Annotated in this window: 5 protein-coding genes; 4 read left to right on the forward strand and 1 reads right to left on the reverse strand. The window is 28.4% G+C overall.

The features are described from left to right. Nucleotides 1-3: 3 nt before the first annotated feature. On the forward strand, nucleotides 4-2,514 hold the full coding sequence (gene lon / locus ACWXVM_RS00655) for an endopeptidase La (protein WP_455993761.1): 2,511 nt from the start codon (nucleotides 4-6) through the stop codon (nucleotides 2,512-2,514). Nucleotides 2,515-2,553: 39 nt separating this feature from the next. Here the strand turns inward: lon and gap are convergent, their stop codons facing one another. Beyond that, complete coding sequence (gene gap / locus ACWXVM_RS00660; protein ID WP_455993763.1) at nucleotides 2,554-3,555, reverse strand: type I glyceraldehyde-3-phosphate dehydrogenase; 1,002 nt, start codon at nucleotides 3,553-3,555, stop codon at nucleotides 2,554-2,556. Nucleotides 3,556-4,045: 490 nt separating this feature from the next. Here gap and ACWXVM_RS00665 point away from each other — a divergent pair, with 490 nt between their 5' ends. The 3 genes from ACWXVM_RS00665 to ACWXVM_RS00675 are packed head-to-tail and all read left to right on the forward strand — an operon-like array spanning nucleotide 4,046 to nucleotide 22,034. After that, nucleotides 4,046-4,270 (forward strand): hypothetical protein, encoded by a 225-nt coding sequence (locus tag ACWXVM_RS00665; RefSeq protein ID WP_455993765.1) that lies wholly within the window; start codon nucleotides 4,046-4,048, stop codon nucleotides 4,268-4,270. A gap of 17 nt (nucleotides 4,271-4,287) precedes the next feature. Continuing rightward, the gene (locus tag ACWXVM_RS00670; protein WP_455993767.1) at nucleotides 4,288-13,191 is read left to right on the forward strand and encodes a hypothetical protein; all 8,904 of its coding nucleotides are present in this window, start codon (nucleotides 4,288-4,290) and stop codon (nucleotides 13,189-13,191) included. Continuing rightward, a complete protein-coding gene (locus tag ACWXVM_RS00675; protein ID WP_455993769.1) occupies nucleotides 13,191-22,034 on the forward strand; it encodes a hypothetical protein in 8,844 nt (2,947 codons plus the stop codon). Before ACWXVM_RS00670 ends, ACWXVM_RS00675 begins: the two co-directional genes overlap by 1 nt. The last annotated feature ends 51 nt before the right edge of the window (nucleotides 22,035-22,085 follow it).

Consider the following 22,085-nt stretch of genomic DNA (forward strand, 5'->3'; position numbering starts at 1 on the left):
GAAATGAGGAAAAAAATGCAATTACCTTTTATACCAGTTAAGAAGCAGATAATACTGCCACAATCAATGGATGAAATAAGAGTGGGAAAGAAAAATTCGGTTCTTGCCTTACAAAGTGCATTGGATAGTAAGGAATCTAATAATAAGATATTAATAACTTTTATTAAGGAGCAATATATAAATGCCGAAGTAATTACCTCTTCGTCAATGCTAGAAGATTATGGCATTGTAGCTCTTATCAAAGAATCATCGGAAAATAAAGGTGTTTATAAAATAAGCCTTGATGCAGATAAAATTGTTAAAATCAATGAAATTCATTCGTCTGATACCAACCCGGAAGCACCGCTAATATATGCTTCATTTGAATACAAAAACGAAAAAGGGCAAAAGGTCGATATTGAAAAAATAAAAAATTCTATTGAATACTTAAATAATTTTGTTTTAAAACTTGAACCGCAAACAGATAAAAATTTTTCGTCAATTTCTAAACAGGTATTTAACTTTGAAAAGGTCAAAGATTTTGCAATGCAAATGAATTCACTGGTTAAATATAACAAGGAAGAAAAAATCGATGAATTGATATGAAAAAATTTCGCAATTATTAGAGAAGCCTTTACCCGAGATGAACTATTAGGTTTTTTGTCTTTAGATATTTACGATCTTATTAAAAATATCGCCGATAGATTAGCTTGAAAAAAAGAGTCAACAAATATTGACATAGAAATAACTAAGAAATTAAATGAAGAAATGGAAAGCTCACAAAGAGATTTTCTTCTTCGTGAAAAGATGAAGCAGTTAAGACAAATGCTTAATGATGAATCACAAAATAATGCCGAAAATATGGAAAAAGACCCAGAAACTAGCCGCAAGTTTCCTAAATATGTAATTGAAGCATTAAAGACTGAACAAGCTCGCTTGGCTGCCATGATGGCTTCGAGCCCAGAGGCAAATATCTCTAAAACATACATTGATTTAATTTTAGCATTACCATGAAGAAAAGTAAGTAAAGAATTAATTGATATAAATCATGTTAGAGAAGTTTTAAATAAACACCATTTTGGACTTGAAAAACCAAAAAAGAGAATTTTAGAATTTATTTCAGTTCTTACTCACAAACAAAATCAAAAAGAAACTGGTGATTATTTGCCTATTAAAAATGATTCTGACCATTTTATTGATACAAAATTATTCGTTCATAAAACTGGTGATACCTTGAATAATCCAGTTAATAATATTCCTATTTTAACCTTGATTGGTCCTCCAGGAACAGGAAAAACCACATTAGCAAAATCCATTGCAGAAGCCTTAAAAAGAAAATTTATCAAGGTATCGCTTGGTGGTGTAAAAGATGAAAGTGAAATTAGAGGGCATAGAAAAACCTATGTTGGGGCAATGCCTGGGAAAATTATCTCCGCTATTAAAAAGGCAGGTGTTTCTAACCCAGTTATTCTTCTTGACGAAATAGACAAAATGTCTTCTGATTTTAGAGGCGACCCAACTAGCGCTATGTTGGAGGTTCTTGACCCTGAACAAAATGCTAATTTTCAAGATCATTATCTTGACCTTGAATATGATTTATCAAAGGTTTTATTTATAGCTACTGCCAACTATTTTGATTCGATCCCACCTGCATTAGTTGATCGTGTTGAATTACTAGAATTGTCAACATATACCACTGCCGAAAAATTAGAAATAGCTAAAGCACACTTAATGCCCAAAGTTTTAGAACAGAATTCGCTTAAGGAATCGCAAATCCAAATTGATGATGAGGTTATAAAATTTATAATTCTTTCATATACAAGAGAAAGCGGTGTCCGTGAGCTTAAACGTTTATTAGATAATATAGCTCGTAAAATAGTTGTGAAAATATTAGATAATGAAATTAAGGATGAATTTAGAGTTTCTAAAGATGTTGTTGTTGATTTCTTGGGCCCAATTAGATTCGAAGATGATGAAAACGAAAATAGAGATCAAATCGGTGTTGTTAATGGCCTTGCATACACAAGCTTTGGTGGTTCTACACTAGCCATTGAGGTTACTACATTTCCGGGCAAAGACGGGATAAAATTAACCGGTCATTTAAAGGAAGTTATGAAGGAATCTGCACAAATTGCCTTAGGTTATGTGAGAGCAAATGCTGAAAAATTTGGAATTAATTTTGATTTTGATAATAAGGCAATTCACATTCACGTACCAGCGGGCGCTATTCCAAAAGACGGACCATCAGCAGGTGTTACATTTACTACTTCTATAATTAGTGCGCTAACTAGAAAACCAGTTCCCGCAAACATTGGTATGACTGGCGAGATAACGTTGAGAGGTAAAGTATTACCAATTGGTGGACTGAAAGAGAAATCATTAGCTGCATGTCAATTTGGAATTAAAAAAATATTTATTCCATATGACAATATTAAAAATTTAGTTGATGTACCAGAGGAAGTTAAAAAAGAAGTTACTTTTGTACCTGTGAAGTATTATGAAGAAATATTTGATGATATCTTTAAGACAAAATAATTAGAAAAAAAACCTGCTTTAAAGCAGGTTTTTTATTGTTTATTTTATGTTAACTAAATGCTTTAATGTTCTTATATATTGATTAACAAACGACGATTCGTTATCATATCATGCATAAACTTTGTATAATTTTTTGCCATCAACTTCTAATGCTTGAGTTAATTGAGCATCAAATATTGAACCAGCGGTTGAACCAATAATATCACTAGAAACAATAGGATCTTCAGTATAGAAAAAAGATTCTGAACTTGCATTTTTCATTGCCTTATTAATTTCCTCGACAGTTGTATCTCTTTTAAGCTCAACAGTAACATCGATAATTGACCCTGTAATAGTTGGAACTCTTAAAGCAATACCATTCATTTTACCCTTTAGCGTTGGGATAACCTTACCTATCGATTTAGCCGCACCTGTTGTGGTTGGAATCATATTTGAGGAAGCAGCTCTCGCTCTTCTTAAATCTGGATGAGGTGCATCTTGTAATCTTTGGTCCGCAGTGAATGAGTGTACAGTGGTCATGAAGCCTTTTTCAATACCGAATTCATTTTCTAAAACATTTAGAACAGGTGCTAGACAGTTTGTTGTACATGAGGCCCCAGAAACAACAACATCGTCTTTTGTTAAAATATTTTCATTAACTGAATAAACTATAGTTTTTACATCCGCACTTTTTGAAGGGGCCGTAATTAAAACTTTTTTTGCTCCAGCATTAATATGTAGTTGGGCTAGTTCAGTTGTTAAGAATCTACCTGTACCTTCAACAACCACATCGACTGCCAATTGTTTTCAAGGGAGTTGAGCAGGATCTTTTTCACTAAATATTGGAAACTCTTTACCCTCCACAATTATTGATTTTTCAGTGTTTGAAACACTAAATGGAAACACGCCATGAGCTGTATCGTATTTTAATAAGTGTGCTAATGTTTTAGCATCAGTTAGGTCGTTGATTCCAACAATTTCAACATCTGCATCATTTCATATTTTTCTAAAGATTAAACGGCCTATTCTACCAAAGCCGTTAATTGCTATTTTTGCCTTCATTTTATTTATACTCCATAAAATAATAAAATAATTAATTTAATATTAATAATTATAATTCTAAATAATTCTAAAATAACTTAAAAAAACAAAATATTAGGGATTTTTATAATATAGATAATTCCTTAAATTGTGTTATATTCTTAAACATTAAAATTTAACAAAATTAGCAATTTTGTCTTAAAAATTATAAATTCTATATTTTAAAAGAAAAAAATATTTTGTTTTTTGTTATTAAGTATTTTATTATTACAAATAATTATTTTTCAACTTAAATTAAGCTCTAAAAAAAAAAAAAAAAACATTTTTTAACCCAAAAATTAATTATTTTTTTAAAAAAAGCGCTTAAAATAAGCAAAAAAATGCGAACTTAAATAAGTATTTATTTAAAAAATATGTTTTTTAGTTTAAACTATTAAATGAATTTACAAAAATTTTATTGTATTCAATAACAGTTAAATTTTCAATTTAAATAATGGAGGAGGGCAAAATTATGGACAATGTAAAGCCTGTTCATTTAGCAAGCGGAAAAGCCATAAATCGAAAAATAAAGGTATCAATAATCATTGGAACAATTTTTATTCTTTTATTTCTTGCTTTGTTAAGTGTAGCAATAGCATATTTAGCAGATTACTTGGTTTACATGAATACAGATAGTGATGGGCTATTATGAACCGTAGCACAACGCAGTAAAGGTTTATTTAACTTGTTTGGTTAAATAATAAAGGAGGAAACATGAATGAAAGAAATTTAGATTTAGAAAAGAAGCATAGAAAAGTAAAAAAAGGTGTTATTGTAACTTCTTTATTAACTGCAATACCGGCTATTACCTTAGCTGCTATTGTTCCTTTTCTTCACAATACTGAATATAAGTCAATAGATACAAAAGCTCATGATGACTTGGTTCAAGAGCAAAAGAAGGCTAGAATATTTTTAAATAAGTATGATGAAATGCTTTCGGAGCAATCAAAAAATAAATTACAAACAGCAATTAACTATGCAAATCAATTAATCGCAAATAAAATTAGCAATCAAACAGCTGATGCTGTCTCGGCCATTAGAAATATGCTTGATCAAAGAAATATTTTAAGAAGAATGGTAAGCAGTTTAATGCTTGTTGATTCAAACAGTACAAAAGTAGCGCGTGATGCTATAGAACAACTAGGCAATTTAGTTAAGTCACCAGATTTAAAAAATGAGTTTAATAAACAACTAGACATCTATAATGCTAGTCAGCAAACTTATGATGATAAACAAAAATTTGTTGATGAGGTTGAAAAAATAATTGCTAAGCAAGACAAGATAGCATTTGATCTAGAATTAAAAATGAATGTTTTTGTCTTAAAGAATATTCAAAAAACAGATAGACTTAATATCAGTATTAAGAATGTTAAGGTTCTAAAATTAATTGATTTTATCAACGGCAAACTTGAACAAAATGTTTTATCTAGGGATAGTGTTGTTGATGTCTTGGATACATTGTTCACAACACAAAGTAATGATTTATTTAAAGATGAATCAATTAATAATGAAGCTGAAATTCAAAAAATTTATTCACAAATTGTTGAGGCAAAAAACCAAGTTGCAACAATGGATTTAGACCAGACAATAAAACAAATCATTTATGATGAACTAGATGCTATTAAGAAGTTTGTAATAGAAAATAAAGGAAATCTATCATTTGAAGTTATAGGACTGCAAGATTCAAAAAAAATAACGGCTTCACAAGTTATAAGTGACTATATATCAACAATAATCAACAAAACATCAGACTATTTTGGCAGTGATGAAACTACCTTAAACAAGGTAAAAGACTTAATTGCACAAGCAGATAAAATTAAACAACAGGTTGATAGCAAGTTTATTGGTGCTATTGATTTTGCTATTATTCAAGCAAATAATAAGGTTAAAGATACAGACCCTTCAACCAACAAATTAAAAACTCCAGCATATAAAATTCATTCCGATTTGTATAGGGCGTTAAATGAAATAGCTATTGCGAATAAATTACTTAATGATGCGAAGGAAGAAATTAATAAAATTCAAGATGCAAATTTTAAACAAGAGCTTATTGACAAAATTGAAAATCAAGAATTCAAAAGTAGTGCTGGTTTCTTTGAATATGTTTCAACTATAAATCAGATATTAAGTGATATTGACACTAATAATACCCTTAAAAATTTCTATAAAGAACAATTCAACATATTATCTAAACAGTTGAAATTTACATCTGGAAAAAATAGATACAACAAAATTTTTGTAAATGATGATTCTACGCTTTTAAATGTGCAACAAGCACTTTTAGCTATTAATGAAATTGACTTTGAGAATACTGCTCTTGCCGATTTAAGTAGTAAATTTGAGGAATATAGCGAATATGAAAGAATTGCCAACAAGAAGGAAATTGAAACTATTATTGAAGGAATCGAAGGCGAAGTTTCAAAAATCGTTAATATAAATAAATATTATCCAACCATCAAAAAAACATATGATAGTTTAAAAACTAAATTATTAGGATTCGCTTCAATTTATTCAACTGCAACACGTAAGGAAATGTCTGTTTTTGAAGATGAAAAGGCTATTTTACCTAATGGTCAAAAAGCGATAGCGGGTGGTTTAATCAAGGAAGCTCTTGATTTCTTTGATGTTTCTAAACTTTCACATCAATCAAGCCCAATTTTTGAAGATAATAATAAATTATTAGATGATATAAAAAATGAATGAAAGGATAATCCTGATTCTCCTGTTGCAAAGGATCTTGCTTTTAAAACGGCCCGCATTTCTGCCGATATTAAGCTAGTGACGGAAGATGATAAGCTAACATTAGAACAAAAAGAAGCAGAAATTACTAAATTAAAGAAGTTACAAGATGAATATGCAAAGAAGGTTGTAAGTGCAAAAAAATTGGAAAATACCAAAGATGAAACTGCTCAAATTTTAGCAATTGTGAAAAATAAGGAAAAGGTTAAAACTTATCTTGGTAAGGAATTAAATGAAATTCAAAAACTTAAAAGATTATCTGATGAAGCACTAAAAAATCCGACAGAATATGATTTGGATGATATTCAAACCAAATTATCAATAGCATTAAAAGATTTTGAAAATAAGCGTTCAATTTTAGAATCATCAACACAATCCTCAATTATTGCACAGTTAATTGATGACACATTTTCATCTCGTCGCGAAGAAGGCAAAACAACTCCTGTTGAAGCTAAATTTTTAGCCAAATTAGCTGATTTGCAAGCTGAGGTAGATGCTATTAAAAACGAAAAGAATTTATCGGAAAAAGAAAAGAGCGATAAACGTCAACTTTTAGCTAATAAGTTTGATGTTTTGCGTGAATCAATTGAAGTTGCGGCAACATTTGAGCTAGCTATTAAACAACTTGAAATTGAAAATAAAGAATCTAAGAAAGTTTATCAATCTTTAAAAGTCGATTCAACTAATGATAACTTGTTTAAAACTATAGAGGCTAGAGATCAAATTAGAACCATTGTTGCTAAACTTGGGGTTTTAAATACGGAAACTGATGGATTAATTGGAAAATATCACAATATTGTTGATAAGGAATTATACAATCCAGAAATACATAATAAGACATGATTAGCAAAACAAAATATAGATATCGCTGGTCGCACGCAAAAGATTAAATTAGAAGTTGCTAAGGATAAATTAATTAAAGAAAAAATATTATTAGCAAACAATAAACTTGCAGACGCAGAATTATCTAATAATTTAAAAATTAATAATGATCCATTTGCATTAATAAATGGTGATATTGAAATATTTGAAAAAGCTAGTCAAGATGGACTTAATAACATTGATAAGGTTCAAAAAAGTATTGATGAAATGAGTGCAAGCATTACATCTATTCAAGATGAACTTAAAGTATTGTATAGTGATTTGATTAAAGAATCAGATGAAGAAAAAGTTAAAGATATTAGAAGCAAAATTGAATCAAAAAATTTCCAAATTGAAGGTATTTCGCAACGCATTACCTTTGCTTATCAAAATATTATTAACGATACAAATCGAACGGTTGCAAAAATTGCTTCACAACATGATTTACACGAAAAAACTAAATCATCAGCAATTGAATTATCAAAAGTTGATAAAAACAAATATTTGGAACTATATACAGCTTTTACACAAGTTATCAATGTTAATAGAGGTTCGCTAAATGATGCATTAGCAGAAATTAATGATAAGATTATTGCCTTAAATGAGATAAATGCAAAAATAGAAATTTCTAAAGAAGTTAAAGATGCTATTGTTCGCCTGCAAGCCGTAAGAGATAATCAATATAAAAATGAAGCAAATGATAAGTCACAAAGATATATTTTTGAAAAAATAGATAAAGAAATTGAAGAGGAAATTATTCAATTTAGTACCTATATTTCTAATTATCGAACCACCAAAGCAGATCTACTCAATCAAAAACAAAGAATTGAATATTTAATTAATCAACATACTGTTAAGAAACAAGAAATTCATAGTCAATTTGAAGATGCTAAGGCTCGTTTAGAAAGACAAATCAATAAGTTCCTAAATGATGAACAAACTGAAAAATTTTCAGTTTTGGTTTCAAATCCTAGCCTAAATAGTGGCTCAGAAATTCAAAAGTTAAAATTTAAATTTGATGAATTAGTTAATAAAACAAAACCTATTCCATCAGATCAAACAAGTAAATCTAATTATGATAAAGCCAAATTTGAAGACTTAAAAGCATTATCTTCGAAAGTAGATATTAGTTTTAGAAAAGATGAATTTAAACATACCAAGTCATTAGTAGATAGCAAACTAGATAATTTAAAAAATAAGATGAATGAATCGCCAACTATAACTCTACAAAATAACATAACTATTGAGAATTTTATTTCAAATATTAATGAAACTATTCTTCATGCTGATAATGAGGTAACACCGAGAGTTAATGCTATTGATGTGAATGATGTCTTATCTGAAACTCGTAGAATTGAAACCTTAGGAAACTTGATTGATGAACAATTAGCTGTTTCAAAAAGATTATTAGAACTAAAAAATAATAGAAGTACTGATGCATACAATCGTTTAGTAAGTGCGCTTGTTAAGTCAATTCCTGGACAAAGTGACTCGACAGCACTAATTGAGGATAAAATAACAGAATTGCGTAATGCTTTTGTTGAGTCCGTACCTTTTGAACAATTAAAACAAAATCAAAAGGAAAGATTTGATGCATTTAAAAAGGAAGTAGAAAGCAAGGTTAATACACAAATTCACGATGTTAAAGTAAAAGAATCATTAGTTGGGACTGATGGTTTAATTTCGAAATATGTTAAAGAACTTGAAGCAATTACATACGTAGATGATAAGGCCAAATATATTGGAGAAGTTAATGAAGTTAATAAAAAAATGCAAATTGTAAGAACTAATTTTAAAGCAATTTTATCATTAGCTGAATCCGTAAAAGAAAATGAAGATAAGGTAGCAAAATTAATAGTAGCAGATGGTCCGATTAAGGATGTATTTGATAACCTAAAAGAACAGTTTAAGAAGCAAATTGATGATGCCAAAGCTTCATATAATGATCCTACAAAATATTCAATTTTAAGTCAAAAGAAAGCCGATATATCTTCATTGGTTGTAAGACTAGAAAAGGTTATTGAATTAAATAATAATATTAAAACCTTAAAAACAGAATCAACTCAAATGGCCTATAGAGAAGGTAGAAATACTAATGGTGCTGCTGCTGCTAAGGAAAAGCTAACTAGATATGTAGGAAAATTAGAATCATATGCAAAAGATGCAAAGGTAAATAGTGATTTAAACCAAATGCAAATTTTGGATGAAATAGTTACTAAATTCAAGAGATTAATTGCAAAACAAAAAGACATTTTATCAAAATATGATTCACTTGGTGAATGAAATTTTGACAGTCAAAAATATGGCTATGATATTGATCAAAAGAATCTAGGTCAAATTGTAATTGAATCAATTCCAGAAATACCACAAGATACATTTGCTCCAATAACTATAACTTCAAAAATTGATAATGCAACCAAAGTACTTGAAAGCCAACACCTTGCCTATCAATCACTTTATAATACAAGAAAATCTGCATATGAAGAAATTAAAAAGGCTTTTGATAATGAAAATAATATGCTAACAACTTCTTATAAGTATAAAAATCAAGATCAGAAAATATTTGATGAACTTAAAAAAGATAGAACGCAAAGATTTAAAGAAAGATTATTAACCATTTCCCAAATAATGAATGCCACTGATATTAATGCAATTGATAATATAAAATCAGAGGTTTTATCATCACACTCTTTATTTGATAAATATGCTGATTTAGCTGTTGTTGTTGCACAAGCTAAAAAACAAGTAGAAACTGGCCAAAAAGCCACAAATAAATCTGATGCTTTAAATAAGGCAATTCAAGTATTGGAACATGAGTTTAATATTGTGGAAAAAACATCAGCTACGCAATCAAAGGATAATTTTTACTTTGGCGTTTTAATCGCATTAGAAATTGAGGCAAAGCACAAATTAATTGAAAGTAATGCTAAAAAGATAGATATTTTAATTTCTTATTCTGATAAATTGAGTAAATTGAATAGCACAAGCGAAATTAGTGAGGAAGCTAAAAAACCATTAAAGAAAATTCTAGATGATTTGTTAGTTGAATTAGGTAACCGGGATGCTATTGATGTACGTGGTTTAGAAGCATTAAAAGAAACATATTTAGATGTTGGAAAAAATAGCTTTGAAATTAGTTTAAAAAATAGTATCGAACTAAAAAAAGCTATCACCTCTGCTGAAGCATTTATTCCTACAAACGGTGATAATGATTATAAAACTAAGGAATCGCAAGCGATGCGTAATTTATATCAAGCATTGCAACAAGCTGTTGATGAAGCTAAAAGTAATATAAAAGCTGAACATCATAATGAAGAAAATAAATTAGCTTCTATATTTAAACTTACTAATCAAACGGAAAGTGTAATTCAAAAACTTAAAGATCAAAAACGTGAAGAATTACGAGAATTAAAGGCGCAAATAGATGAAGCAAATAATTTTATAACATCATCATATTCTAATGCAGGTAGCGATAAAACAAAAACTCCTTTACAAGATACATTTACAAAGGATGCTGTTTCATTATCGGTCGATATTACTTTAGATACACTAGACAATATTAAAGATGCTAATAAAAAATTATTAAAGGCCAAAAAAGCTCTTGAAGATCAAATTAAGGCAATTGTTAAATATGAAAAAAATCATCTAACTCTTGTTAAAGATAGATTAGATTTATATGTTAAATTATTTAAGTCACAACAAGTTTCGATAGATAATTCAAATAATAAGCAATTAACCCAAGAGCAATCAAAAAAACTTAGTGTTCTATTTAATCTTGATAAACTAATTGATAGCTTTGAACGTAATGTTCAAAAAGCTGGCCAAATTCTAAGCAAGGATACTTCAAACTATAAGCTAATTTCACAAGAATTAAGAAATACAACTAATACCCTCGAAAATGATTATCAAACAATTAAGACTTTAACCAAAAGTGCATCCGAACAATTAAAAACGCAAATTAACTCATTTAACGAGGAAATGAATCAAAATAGTTCAAATACGAATAATGTCTTTGGAATTGTTAAATTATTAGATGAAAAATTAAATACCTCAAGTAGTGATAATATTAATGGCATTAATGAAATAAAACAAAATATTCAAAAAGTCGAAGAAGCAAATAGCGCACTTCCTGCTAACTTTAATGATCTTGCAGTTCAACAATTGAACATTAATTTTAATAATGATATTAATAGTTCGAATAATACAACAATAAAAGATGATTTTAAAAAATACTATGAGGCTATTGAAAAATTAATCAAGGCTTTAGAAGCTATTGATACATTGATTTATGGTTCAAGTGATTTAAATACAGCCAAGAGCTCACAAGGTAATTTAATTAACTTTTACACAGAAGTGGTATCAAAATCAGATTTTAAAAATATGCTAAGTTTAATTGCTGGAGAACATTTTAAACAGAATAATTCATCAAATACTGTATTTGCCAATATTATTAATTCATACAATACCATTCATAATTCCGCTAAGACACAAATGCAAATTACTGATACTGCTTTAACCAATAAAAATGCCTCTATATCCTTAAAACAAGAAGCATTAAAAGGTATTTTTGCAAATTTAAATAATTTAAATACGTGAATAAATGATCAAGGAAATAATATTTTCTTATTTGATTATATCAACCGCAATGGTGAAGAAAAAATTAGAGAAGTAGAACCTAAATCTACAACATTATATGAAGATTTTATTGAACAAATTAATAAAATTAGTAATCATTCTAGTGCCATGGAACTTGATATAACACAAAATAATAACCTATTAGGTTTATTTGATAAATTTGGAATTTTAAAAAATATCGGCGATTTACCTTATAACACAACTAACGTTAGAGTATATATTACTAGGGCTGCCACATCAAACTCATGAGCTCCTGAATTCTTGCAAACCGATACTTCAACAAAAAAGACAAAAATCAATTTAAAAGTTGTATATAAAAAGCCAACATCACATTCAATGCAGAACTTCTTTAATGATGTAGCAGATAGAACGCTTACATATAATGATGTTTGAATTACATTTAAGACACTATCTTTATTTAGAGTTACTAAAAACGATTTGGGAAGTGAAACTAAAACAAAAGAACAAAACAAACAATTTATTAATAGCCACAAAATATTCGAGGCCAAAAAAGCCGGATGAAATAATAGAAATATGAATGTTAACTTAATGAATGCTATTGCGGAGGGAGCAAATAAACATTTAATTAACCACGATATTAAGTATATTCGCGAGGATGTCACTTTTACTGGTCAACAATGAGATGATTCATTATTTAACAAAGTACAAAAACCAGAAAATCTAGATTTATATAAACTTTCATTAGAAGATGCTATGAAAAAAGAATATGCAAATTTCGATCTTTCGAATTCGCATCCTAATGTCAAGTATAAGATTAAACTTGATAATTCAAAAGGGTTAACTTTTGCAGCTAATGGCATGGGCAGAAAATTTAAACATGCTATGTTGCCAAACGGAAAAATGTTCTCGTATTGAACACAAACAGGTGCTGACCTAGATTTTACATCCGATTATTTTAGAAACTGGATACCATTTGGTTATACAATACCAGTTGTCTTTGAAGAAAATGGAAAAATGGACTTTGGTGTATTACATACTTGATACGAATTAAAAATTGATAATAACATAAACCAAACCGATGCCTCATTTAAGATGACGTTATCCGGTACTGCAAAATGGCATTTTTATCCTCCAAAAGATAATACTGAGGAAGAGCAAATTAATATGAATTCATTGGTTAAGGCAAACCCCAATGATGCAAATATTAAGGCTTATGTTTTTGCTGAAATGTTTGCAGCAAAATGAACTGATAAAACTAGACAAGCAAACAATATACAAAACCATGGTTATAGAGATTATAACAATAATAATCCTAATGGTAAACGTGGTGGCACTGAATGAAATGAGCCACAAATTATTAATGCATATGATCATTTTGATTTCATGGTAAGGATTCATGAGGATAAAGAAGGGGATAAATAATGAATAGAAGAACAAAAAAAAGAACAACCGCCGTTGTTATGGCTACAATTGCCACGGCATCGACATTAGCTGCGGTATTTTTAACCAAGCATCATAATGATTTTGTGGCCTCAGAAACCAATAATAGATTATTAAAACAATTTGAAAAAAGTAATTCACTTTTTGAAAAAGTTGTCAAAAAACTTTCTCCAAGTCCAAAACAAATGAAGGAACTTGACAAATTAATTGATGCGGTAAAATTAACATTATCTAACCCTAACTCAACTGCTGTTGAAAAATTTATTGCCCTAGACGACATAAAAAATGTGCAGAAAGATTACATTATTAAGTATGTTAAAAGACTAATAAGCAATAATGAAATCAATAAATATAGTATGAAAGAAATTGAGGAATTATTAAAGGATCAGGCATCAAGAATTAGAGAAATAGACATTAAAAATCAATTTGATTCAATTGATCTTACTGATTTAAAAATCGGTCTTTCTTCTTTTGCAAAATTAAACAAAGAACAACAATTTAATTGAATTAATAGATACAGTGAAACATTAACGATTAAAATTGAATTACAAAGAAGTTTGATCGAAAAATATCTTTTAATACCAAGCAATAGCTTTGATGAAAATATTGTTGAATTAAAAAAGATGCTTCCTACAAAAGCATTACGTGGTGATATTGAACAGGTTATTAATCAAATTGAAAATGACTTGTTATTTAATGATTTTAGAATTAATGATATAGCTATTAATAAACAATTAGTTGAAAATAAAATAATGGATACAAGAAGTACAACTAAGCATGGAGAATTCAATGATTTTTATCAAAAAACAATTAAAGATATTGAAAAAAGTATTGATGCAAACATTTTATTTATAACTTCTGAAATTCTTAAAAAATCTATTAATAGACAAACTGACAAAGATTTATCTGAGCAGTTAGAGCTATTAAGTAACAAAATACTGTTAACTAATTCTGTTTTGCAAAATAAAAATGTTTTTGATCAAATGATTACATTTGTTATAAAAAATAAAATGATTTTGCAAGAAGAATTAAATGAAATACTTAATTATCAAGTAACCAAAAATTATATTAACTTGGTTGAATATTACAACAATATAGTTGCAATCAAAATTGATAGTTCATTAACCATAGCTGATTTGCGATTAGCAAAAGCTAATTTTGATATTTATGAAAAAGCCTTAAATGATCAACAATTATCATCGGAACAAATTATTAATGAATTTAAGCTTTTTGTTGAATATGTAAAAAATGTAAATATCAATAATTTAGGCAATCATTTTGGAGCAATTCTGAATGAAAAGGACTATAAGGTTTTAGTTAATACAAATAACTTTGAAAAAAATAATAAACAAGAAATTATTAATAAAGTTATTGATTTCATGAATCGAATTAATCATATTCAATATTTGGATAGTTATATCACAAATATTATTAATGAATATTCACAAGTACATAAAAACAATCCTAGATTATTAAATGAACAAGAATTAAATATTGTTTTAAATCAATTAGCAGAGGTAGATAATGCTAATATTAATGATGTCCAAGATAAAATATCAAATATTAATGATTCGGTTTCTACATTAGTTGAAACTAGATTGGAACTTGCAAATATCGCCAAAGAAATTGATGATACTATTATTAATATCAACGGATTTAATAGTAAGAATAAAGAAAAATATTTAAGCAAAGATGTATTGCAAAAAGCAACGGATTTAAAAAATCAGATATTAAGCGAAAATATTATTGCTAATTTAACAACACAACAAATTATTGAAAAAAAATATAGTATAAGAGAACAACTAAGAACCCTACAAAAGGCTCAGTTAGATTATTTGCAAAAAGCGACATCACTTGAAATTGCAAGATTAAAGGATTATGATTTATTAAGTATTACACAGTTAACTAGTGATAAACTGAATCAAGTAAAATCGCAAAAAGTTGATATTACCTTACTTGCTAAAATATTTGATAAATTAAACATTGAATCTAAAAAAATTACATCAATTAATTACAATCCAATAATTTCAAAAGATATCCTTAATCAAATTCAAAAATATAAATTAATTGCTATCCTCGAAACGACGTATCTGCAAAATAATGCTGCTCAATCACGTATGGATGTTGAAGATTATACATTATTAACATTTAACCCAACTAATGAGCACCCGCATATTTATACTGATTATGAACAAACACAACTGGATAAATTAAGCAAAACTAAACAGGATCTTACTGATCGAGCTACAGAAATTAATAATTTATTAAAAGAACTATCAAATGGTAATAGTGTCGATACACAAAAAATAAACTCATTTAGTAATACTAAATGAGTTGAAGATGTTATTGAAATAACAAGTAATATTCAAGAAAGTGCCAAAATAATCAGAAAAGTTAATTCCACTCTCAATGATCTTGATAAGCTCATTGATGAAATTAATGGTGATGATGATATTAAACATCAATTTGTGCAGGATTTTGCAGAAATCGAACAAATTAAAGCAGATATTAAAAAAGCGCTATCTGCTACACCAGTTGATTTTGCTTTGGTTAATAGATTAAGCCAGGAAGCTGATAAAAAACTTGTAAACCTAAGAGACAAGCGAAAAGATAGTAGTCTTGAATCGCAAATTAAAAGTATTGAAAAATTAATTAATAAAAATTATCCACACCAGGATGCATCGGAACCTGTTTCCGAGGGAGAATCATCGCTACGTTATGCCTATAATGAACTGTTAAATCAGTCACGTCAACAAGGTTTAACAAAATCGGAAAAAGATGAGATTCTAGATAAGGCTAATAAAATTAAAGCAATGATTCCTTATGTAAAGGGTATTGAAAATAATATTGCAAGATATGAAAAAATATCAGATGAATATAATGCCCATATTGATAAACGATCACGTGTTCCTCAAACAATCGCTTCCGCAGAAGGAACCAAAAATGAAATTGATTTGGTAATTAGACAAATTGCTAACATTAATAATTTACCTGATGTTGCAAAAGTAGCTGATTCGGCAAGACTATCAAAATCTATTAATGATGACCTCGATCTCGCTTTTCATAAAGATCAAATTCGTGCACGAAACGAAGCTATTCAAGCCAAAACATATCCGATATCTGCTAATTTAAAACCAATTGAAACAAAAATAAATGATGCTATTAAACAATTGGATGCATATGCTAAAAGCAAGGAAACTACAACATCAGATGTCACTGCACTTGATGCTGTAAAAGTCTTAACAGGACAATCTGAACTTGTTGATATTACTAAACGTGCTATTTTAGAAGCTGATAAAATCAAAAATTCACCTTCATTAGTGGAAACAGAATCAGCTAAGGATGCAAATGCTTTATTAGATGAAATTGAAAAAAATTTACCTGATCATTCTGACACAATTGAATTAATCGGAAAGAAAAAGAAAGCTATTGAGGATGCTATTGTTATTGCACAATCAAAACACGAATTACGTAAGATTGTAATTAATGATTTAGTTAATGTTTTAAGTGAAGATCAACAAAAGTATAGAATCCTTGAAGTCGTTAAGAATAAAGTTAATGCTGCTAAGGAAATATATGAAAAAATTCTTTCGGTCAATTCTTCATCAGGGGGTGAAGCTTATACTCCCGAAAGTCTTGCGTTGAAAGTTGAAGAACTAAATGAATTAGTTAAGAAACTTGCTATCGAACGTGATGATCTCATTAATAAATATAAGGAAGAAAAAGCAAGAATTGAACTCGAGGTTATTCAGTATGATAAAAAGTCATATCATAATCTAGCTAAGCCCGATGCCTTAACAACCTTTGATAATTATGAAAAAGCCCGTCAAAAATATGTAATGGATATTAATGATCCTATTAACTCAACCATTGAATCAATTAGAGAAAATGAAAGAATGATGGCTGCGGGTTATCATAAGGATATAGTTTTAATCACTCTGGAAAAATATAAAAATTTTGTAAAAACAAATGTAGACGCCCTTCATTCTTCATCGGAAAAGAATTTTATTAAAACTTATTCTGATAGATTTTTAGCAAGAATAAATAATCAAATATCAATTGATATCGATTTTCCTATAGCTCAAAATTTAATTGTCAATATTAATGAGATGCTAAAATTCCATGTGTTGCAAATTGACGTAGCGACAGAATTAGATTTATATCAAAAGGATTTAGATTCAGATGTCAAAACACGCGCCATTGCTGAACTTAAGGCATTATTAAGCGGTGAACACGCACCATTAGAAACATTAAAAATTAAGCAGCAAAATGAATATGTTCTTAAGGAATTGACTCGTATTAAAGAAGAAGCTGGTCTAAGAGCAAGAAACAAACAAAAGGCCATTGGTTTATTGCAACACTTTGAAAACTTCCGTGCCCTTCCTGGATTGAATAATGGCCAAAATCAAAATCGTGTTTTAGTCAATGAAATTGCTAAGCAAATTTTTGGCACTAAAATAATTGAACTGGGAGATCTAGCTGATAATAGCCTAGCAACAAATTCTAAGGAAGCTATTGATCAAATACTATCATCAAACTTGCAATCAACGACTAAGGCTCAACTTTTGCAAGTTAAAAATCGAATTGAAACTATTGAAAAAATCAAGGAATATTATGACATACTCGCTTTAATTATTGGTTCTGCCGAAACAATAATTAGCGCTGCAGGTTCTGCGATTAATGATACTGTTAATTCATATATAACGCAAGATTTAAATCCTTTATTATCACAAGCGAGAGATTTATTTAAAACAGTAAGTACAGATAATACAAAAACATCAGATGAATTGGCTGAAATAAATAAACAAAAATTTGTTGATTTAATTAAAAAAATTCAAGTATCAAAAGAACGTATTTTAGATGTTATCGAAGTCACAGAAAAGATTATCGGTAAGATTAAAGATATTAATAGTGATCTTACATTTTATGATCTTGAATCAATCAGTGGAACAAGAAATAATGACAAAATTGACAGTTGATTGAACTCATTATTGGCCGAAGCTGCTAACAATCTATCTGAAACAACGGATTTACAAAAGTCTCAAAGAATTCAAAAAGTTAAATCAAAAAGTGAAGAGACATTAAAATTAGTTCAATTGTTAAAACAAGTATCTCAAACAGTGGGAATATGAAGACTTGAACGCCAAGGTTCATCAAATTACGATGCAACGCAATTTGATGAAAATAAATTAATCCAATTTATGTGAAATGCCTTGCCTAATATTGGACAAAATCCTGAAAAAGAACAGATTACTAAATATATTAATGAATTAACTACTAAGGTTAATGAACAAACGAAAATACGTCAAACTCGTAAAGACTTATTTGATGCTATTAATAACATTAAGGGTTCTGCAGTATATCAAAACGCTAAACAATATCTGCCCCTAATAACATCATTAAATAATCAAATAGATGATATTATCGATGCATCAACTAATAAAGAGGAAACAAATAGCGTAGAAAAGTTAAATGAAAATCTAAATAAGGTTAATAACCTAAAAGCATTTTTATCTAAGTTAGTCGAACTCGCCTCAAAAGCAACGGAAATTGAACAGTTTGTTAGTGCTTTTGTTCCTTTGGATGTCACTGTGAATACAAATAAGGCTGAGTTAGAAAATGAATTAGCTACTGTTAAAACATTATATGAAGCCAATATTTCATCAGCAGACCAAACTGAGGAAGCATCAAATAAAATTGATAAGAAAATCAAGAAACTTGAACTTCTTAAAGCACGTTTAGAAGTTTATCAACAACTAGCAAGTGTTAAGTTAAAAATTAAGAATGATACTGTTATTATAGCGAACGAAAAAGCAGTAATTAATAAAAAAATTACAGAATTTGAAAATGAATTAAAACAAGTCCAATTAGATGAAAATACTGATCCTAATACATTTGCAAACTTAGCACAAAAGTGATTGAATGGCACTGGTAATGATTCAATTGAATATGTTTTTGCCAATGCTAAAACATTAGCATACAAATACCAAGACGCCCAAAATATTCTTTCTTATAAACAAACAGGATTAAATGAATTACTTGATTCTGATGCTGTTAAGGAAGCTTATAATCAGTTGCAGACATTAATTACAGAATCAAAGCAGTTAAACTCTAATACTAATAATGATGAATTAGCTAAATTAGCTCAGATAAAGAAGATTCAAGATAAAATTGATGGTATTGTTAATGAAAAAGTTAACTCAGCAAGATCTCTTCGTACTAAAACTAGCGAGCTTCATACTAAATTATCAAAACAAGGCCAAAACGAAGTACAAAGTGGTGTATTATTATCAACATTCGAAGCAAATGCTGTTAATTCATTAAACATTAATAATGTGAAAACCAAAGATAATACTTATTCTGAGGCAGTAGAAGCAATTAATAAAACTAATACCGCTTTGAGAAAAGCACTTGATGAATATAAGAAGCAAATTGTTGCTACCTTTGATACCCAACAAACGCTTTTAAATACCGAGTTTCAGAAGTTTGTTGATTTCAATGCAAATATAATTAATGATACATTATGGACACAAGGCGCTAAAGATAAACTAATAAATCTAAGAAAACTAAAAACCTCTATTGAAACGTTTATTAATCAAAATAAAAACTTCAAAAACACAGTTGATAGTAAATATATTTCCATCGGTTCAAAAAATTCTTTTATAAATGATTTTATAAATTTAAACCTTGAAAATATCAAACTAGCAAAAGAAGCAAAGCAAAATCTAACACAAAAAATAAAAGATGATATTTCTCAAATGATTGAAGATGGCACTGGTATTATTTCAAAGCTAACTACTACTTTTGATAAATATAATTCTCAATTTTCTAATAATGTTTCAACTAAATTGTTTGAAAAAGCAGGGTTTGAAAATTCTAAGAAATTATTTGATGAATTAAAGCCAAAATTTGAATTATTAAAACAAAAAATTTCAACAATAAAAACTACTGAATCGGCTCCTGATTTACAAACTTATGCATTTGATACAAAACAATTGATAAATGGATATGATGAATTAATTAATGAATTTAAGTTAGAATTCAGTAGCCTTTTAAATAAACGTAGAGATTTAACAGAAATTTATCAATTGTTATTCAAAACATCAGTTAAGTGAAAAAATAATAACAACAAACTTACTGCTCTTGAAACTAAATATTCACAGGATTATGAATCATTAAATAGTGAAAAAGATAATTTAGTTAAGGAAAAAAGTGGAGATATTATTAATGACTTATTCTTAGTTGAAAAAACTAATAACGCATTAAACAATATTGAATCTAAGCTAAAAGTTTTATTAGATTGAACTAATACAAATAGCAAACTATTTTATGAAACTATTTTAGGTGAAACTAATTCAAACGATCAAAATGCTAATAAAACTAAACCATATTACCAAATTTCTGCTAAACCAGGAATTACTAGGGAAGAATTTGATAAGAAACTTGAAATAATATTACCTAATAATTCATCAAATGAACTTGATATTACAAACCTTGATGGATTTCTTGAATTATTTGATACATTTGCATTTACCAAAATTGATAGTAATTCAATCTATAATCCCTTAAACTTTAAGGTTAAATTAGTCAAGGATTCATCAACTAGCAAATTTATTAAACCTGGTAGTTCAAGTATTACCGAAAAAACCAATAATCTTAAATTACGTTATGAATTTAAACCAACAAATTTAGAAGTATTTAAGGAATTTTCAGGATTTTCTGTTGAAAAAGATGTAGATATTACATTTAAGACAAAGCAAGATTTACAACTTCAAGCGAGAACCTCAGGATTATTCTTTAAAGATTATAATAAATCTAATCTAGGTAAAAATACTAAACAAGTTATTGGTAAAGCTGATGAATTAGGTTGAATGCAAACAATTGCTGAAGAAGTTAAAAAACAAACTATTAAAACATTTAAAGAAGCATTAGGCCTTGAAAATTCTAATGATGCTGTAATTATTAATTACAAAACTAAGGAAATATTTGATTATAAGAATGCCAATAATGCAGTTAGTGCCACCGTTACTAAGCGTGATGGTTGAATAGATAAAGCTAACTTTAATATTAAGTTTCAATTCCCTGAATTTGATGTTTATCAACAATCTACATCAGTAACATGAGAATCGGAAAACCAAATTTTAAGAATAAGAGTTATTAATGATAAATTAATTCAAGTGGAAGCGATATTACCTGGAAAAATATTAGTCGGACCACAAAATTATACTCAAAATCAACATACCATCGTGGACACACAAGGAAATAAAATCACAAATGCAAGCCGTCAAACCTATGATCCTTCGAAAACGATGCCTGTTGCTGCGATATATACATTAAGATTAGATGTAGATTATGATCAAGATAGTAAGGATGTTTCATTATTTATTAATCGTTATGAAAGTTTTAATGTTGCCAAAAATAAAGCATTACAAGATAGTTCAATAACACCACTTTCTACATTTACAACTAATTTTAATAATAATAAAATGGAATCTACCATGGCATATGTTTGATCAAATTATGACTTTGCCAAATGGCTGTCTACTCATCCTACAAGTTGGCAAACACCAGATAATGCTGATAGTAGTAATAAATCACCATTAGATTACCCTAATAACGGATTTAGACATAGTGTTGGCTCAAATAAGGAATGAGATCATATGTTAGGCAATGACCTTTGAGTAAAAAATACAAGATCATCAGGGACTTATATATGAACAAATAATGATCAACAACAAATAATTCAAGATAGCGAAATTGAAAAACTCGCAGTAGTTTATAACTCTGGTATTATTAATTTTGAATTTAAAGATTTAAAGAAATAATGCTTAATTTTAAACCAAAACCTATAAGCTGTAAAGGTTTTGGTTTTTTTG

It is taken from the genome of Mycoplasma sp. 2261, assembly GCF_053851575.1.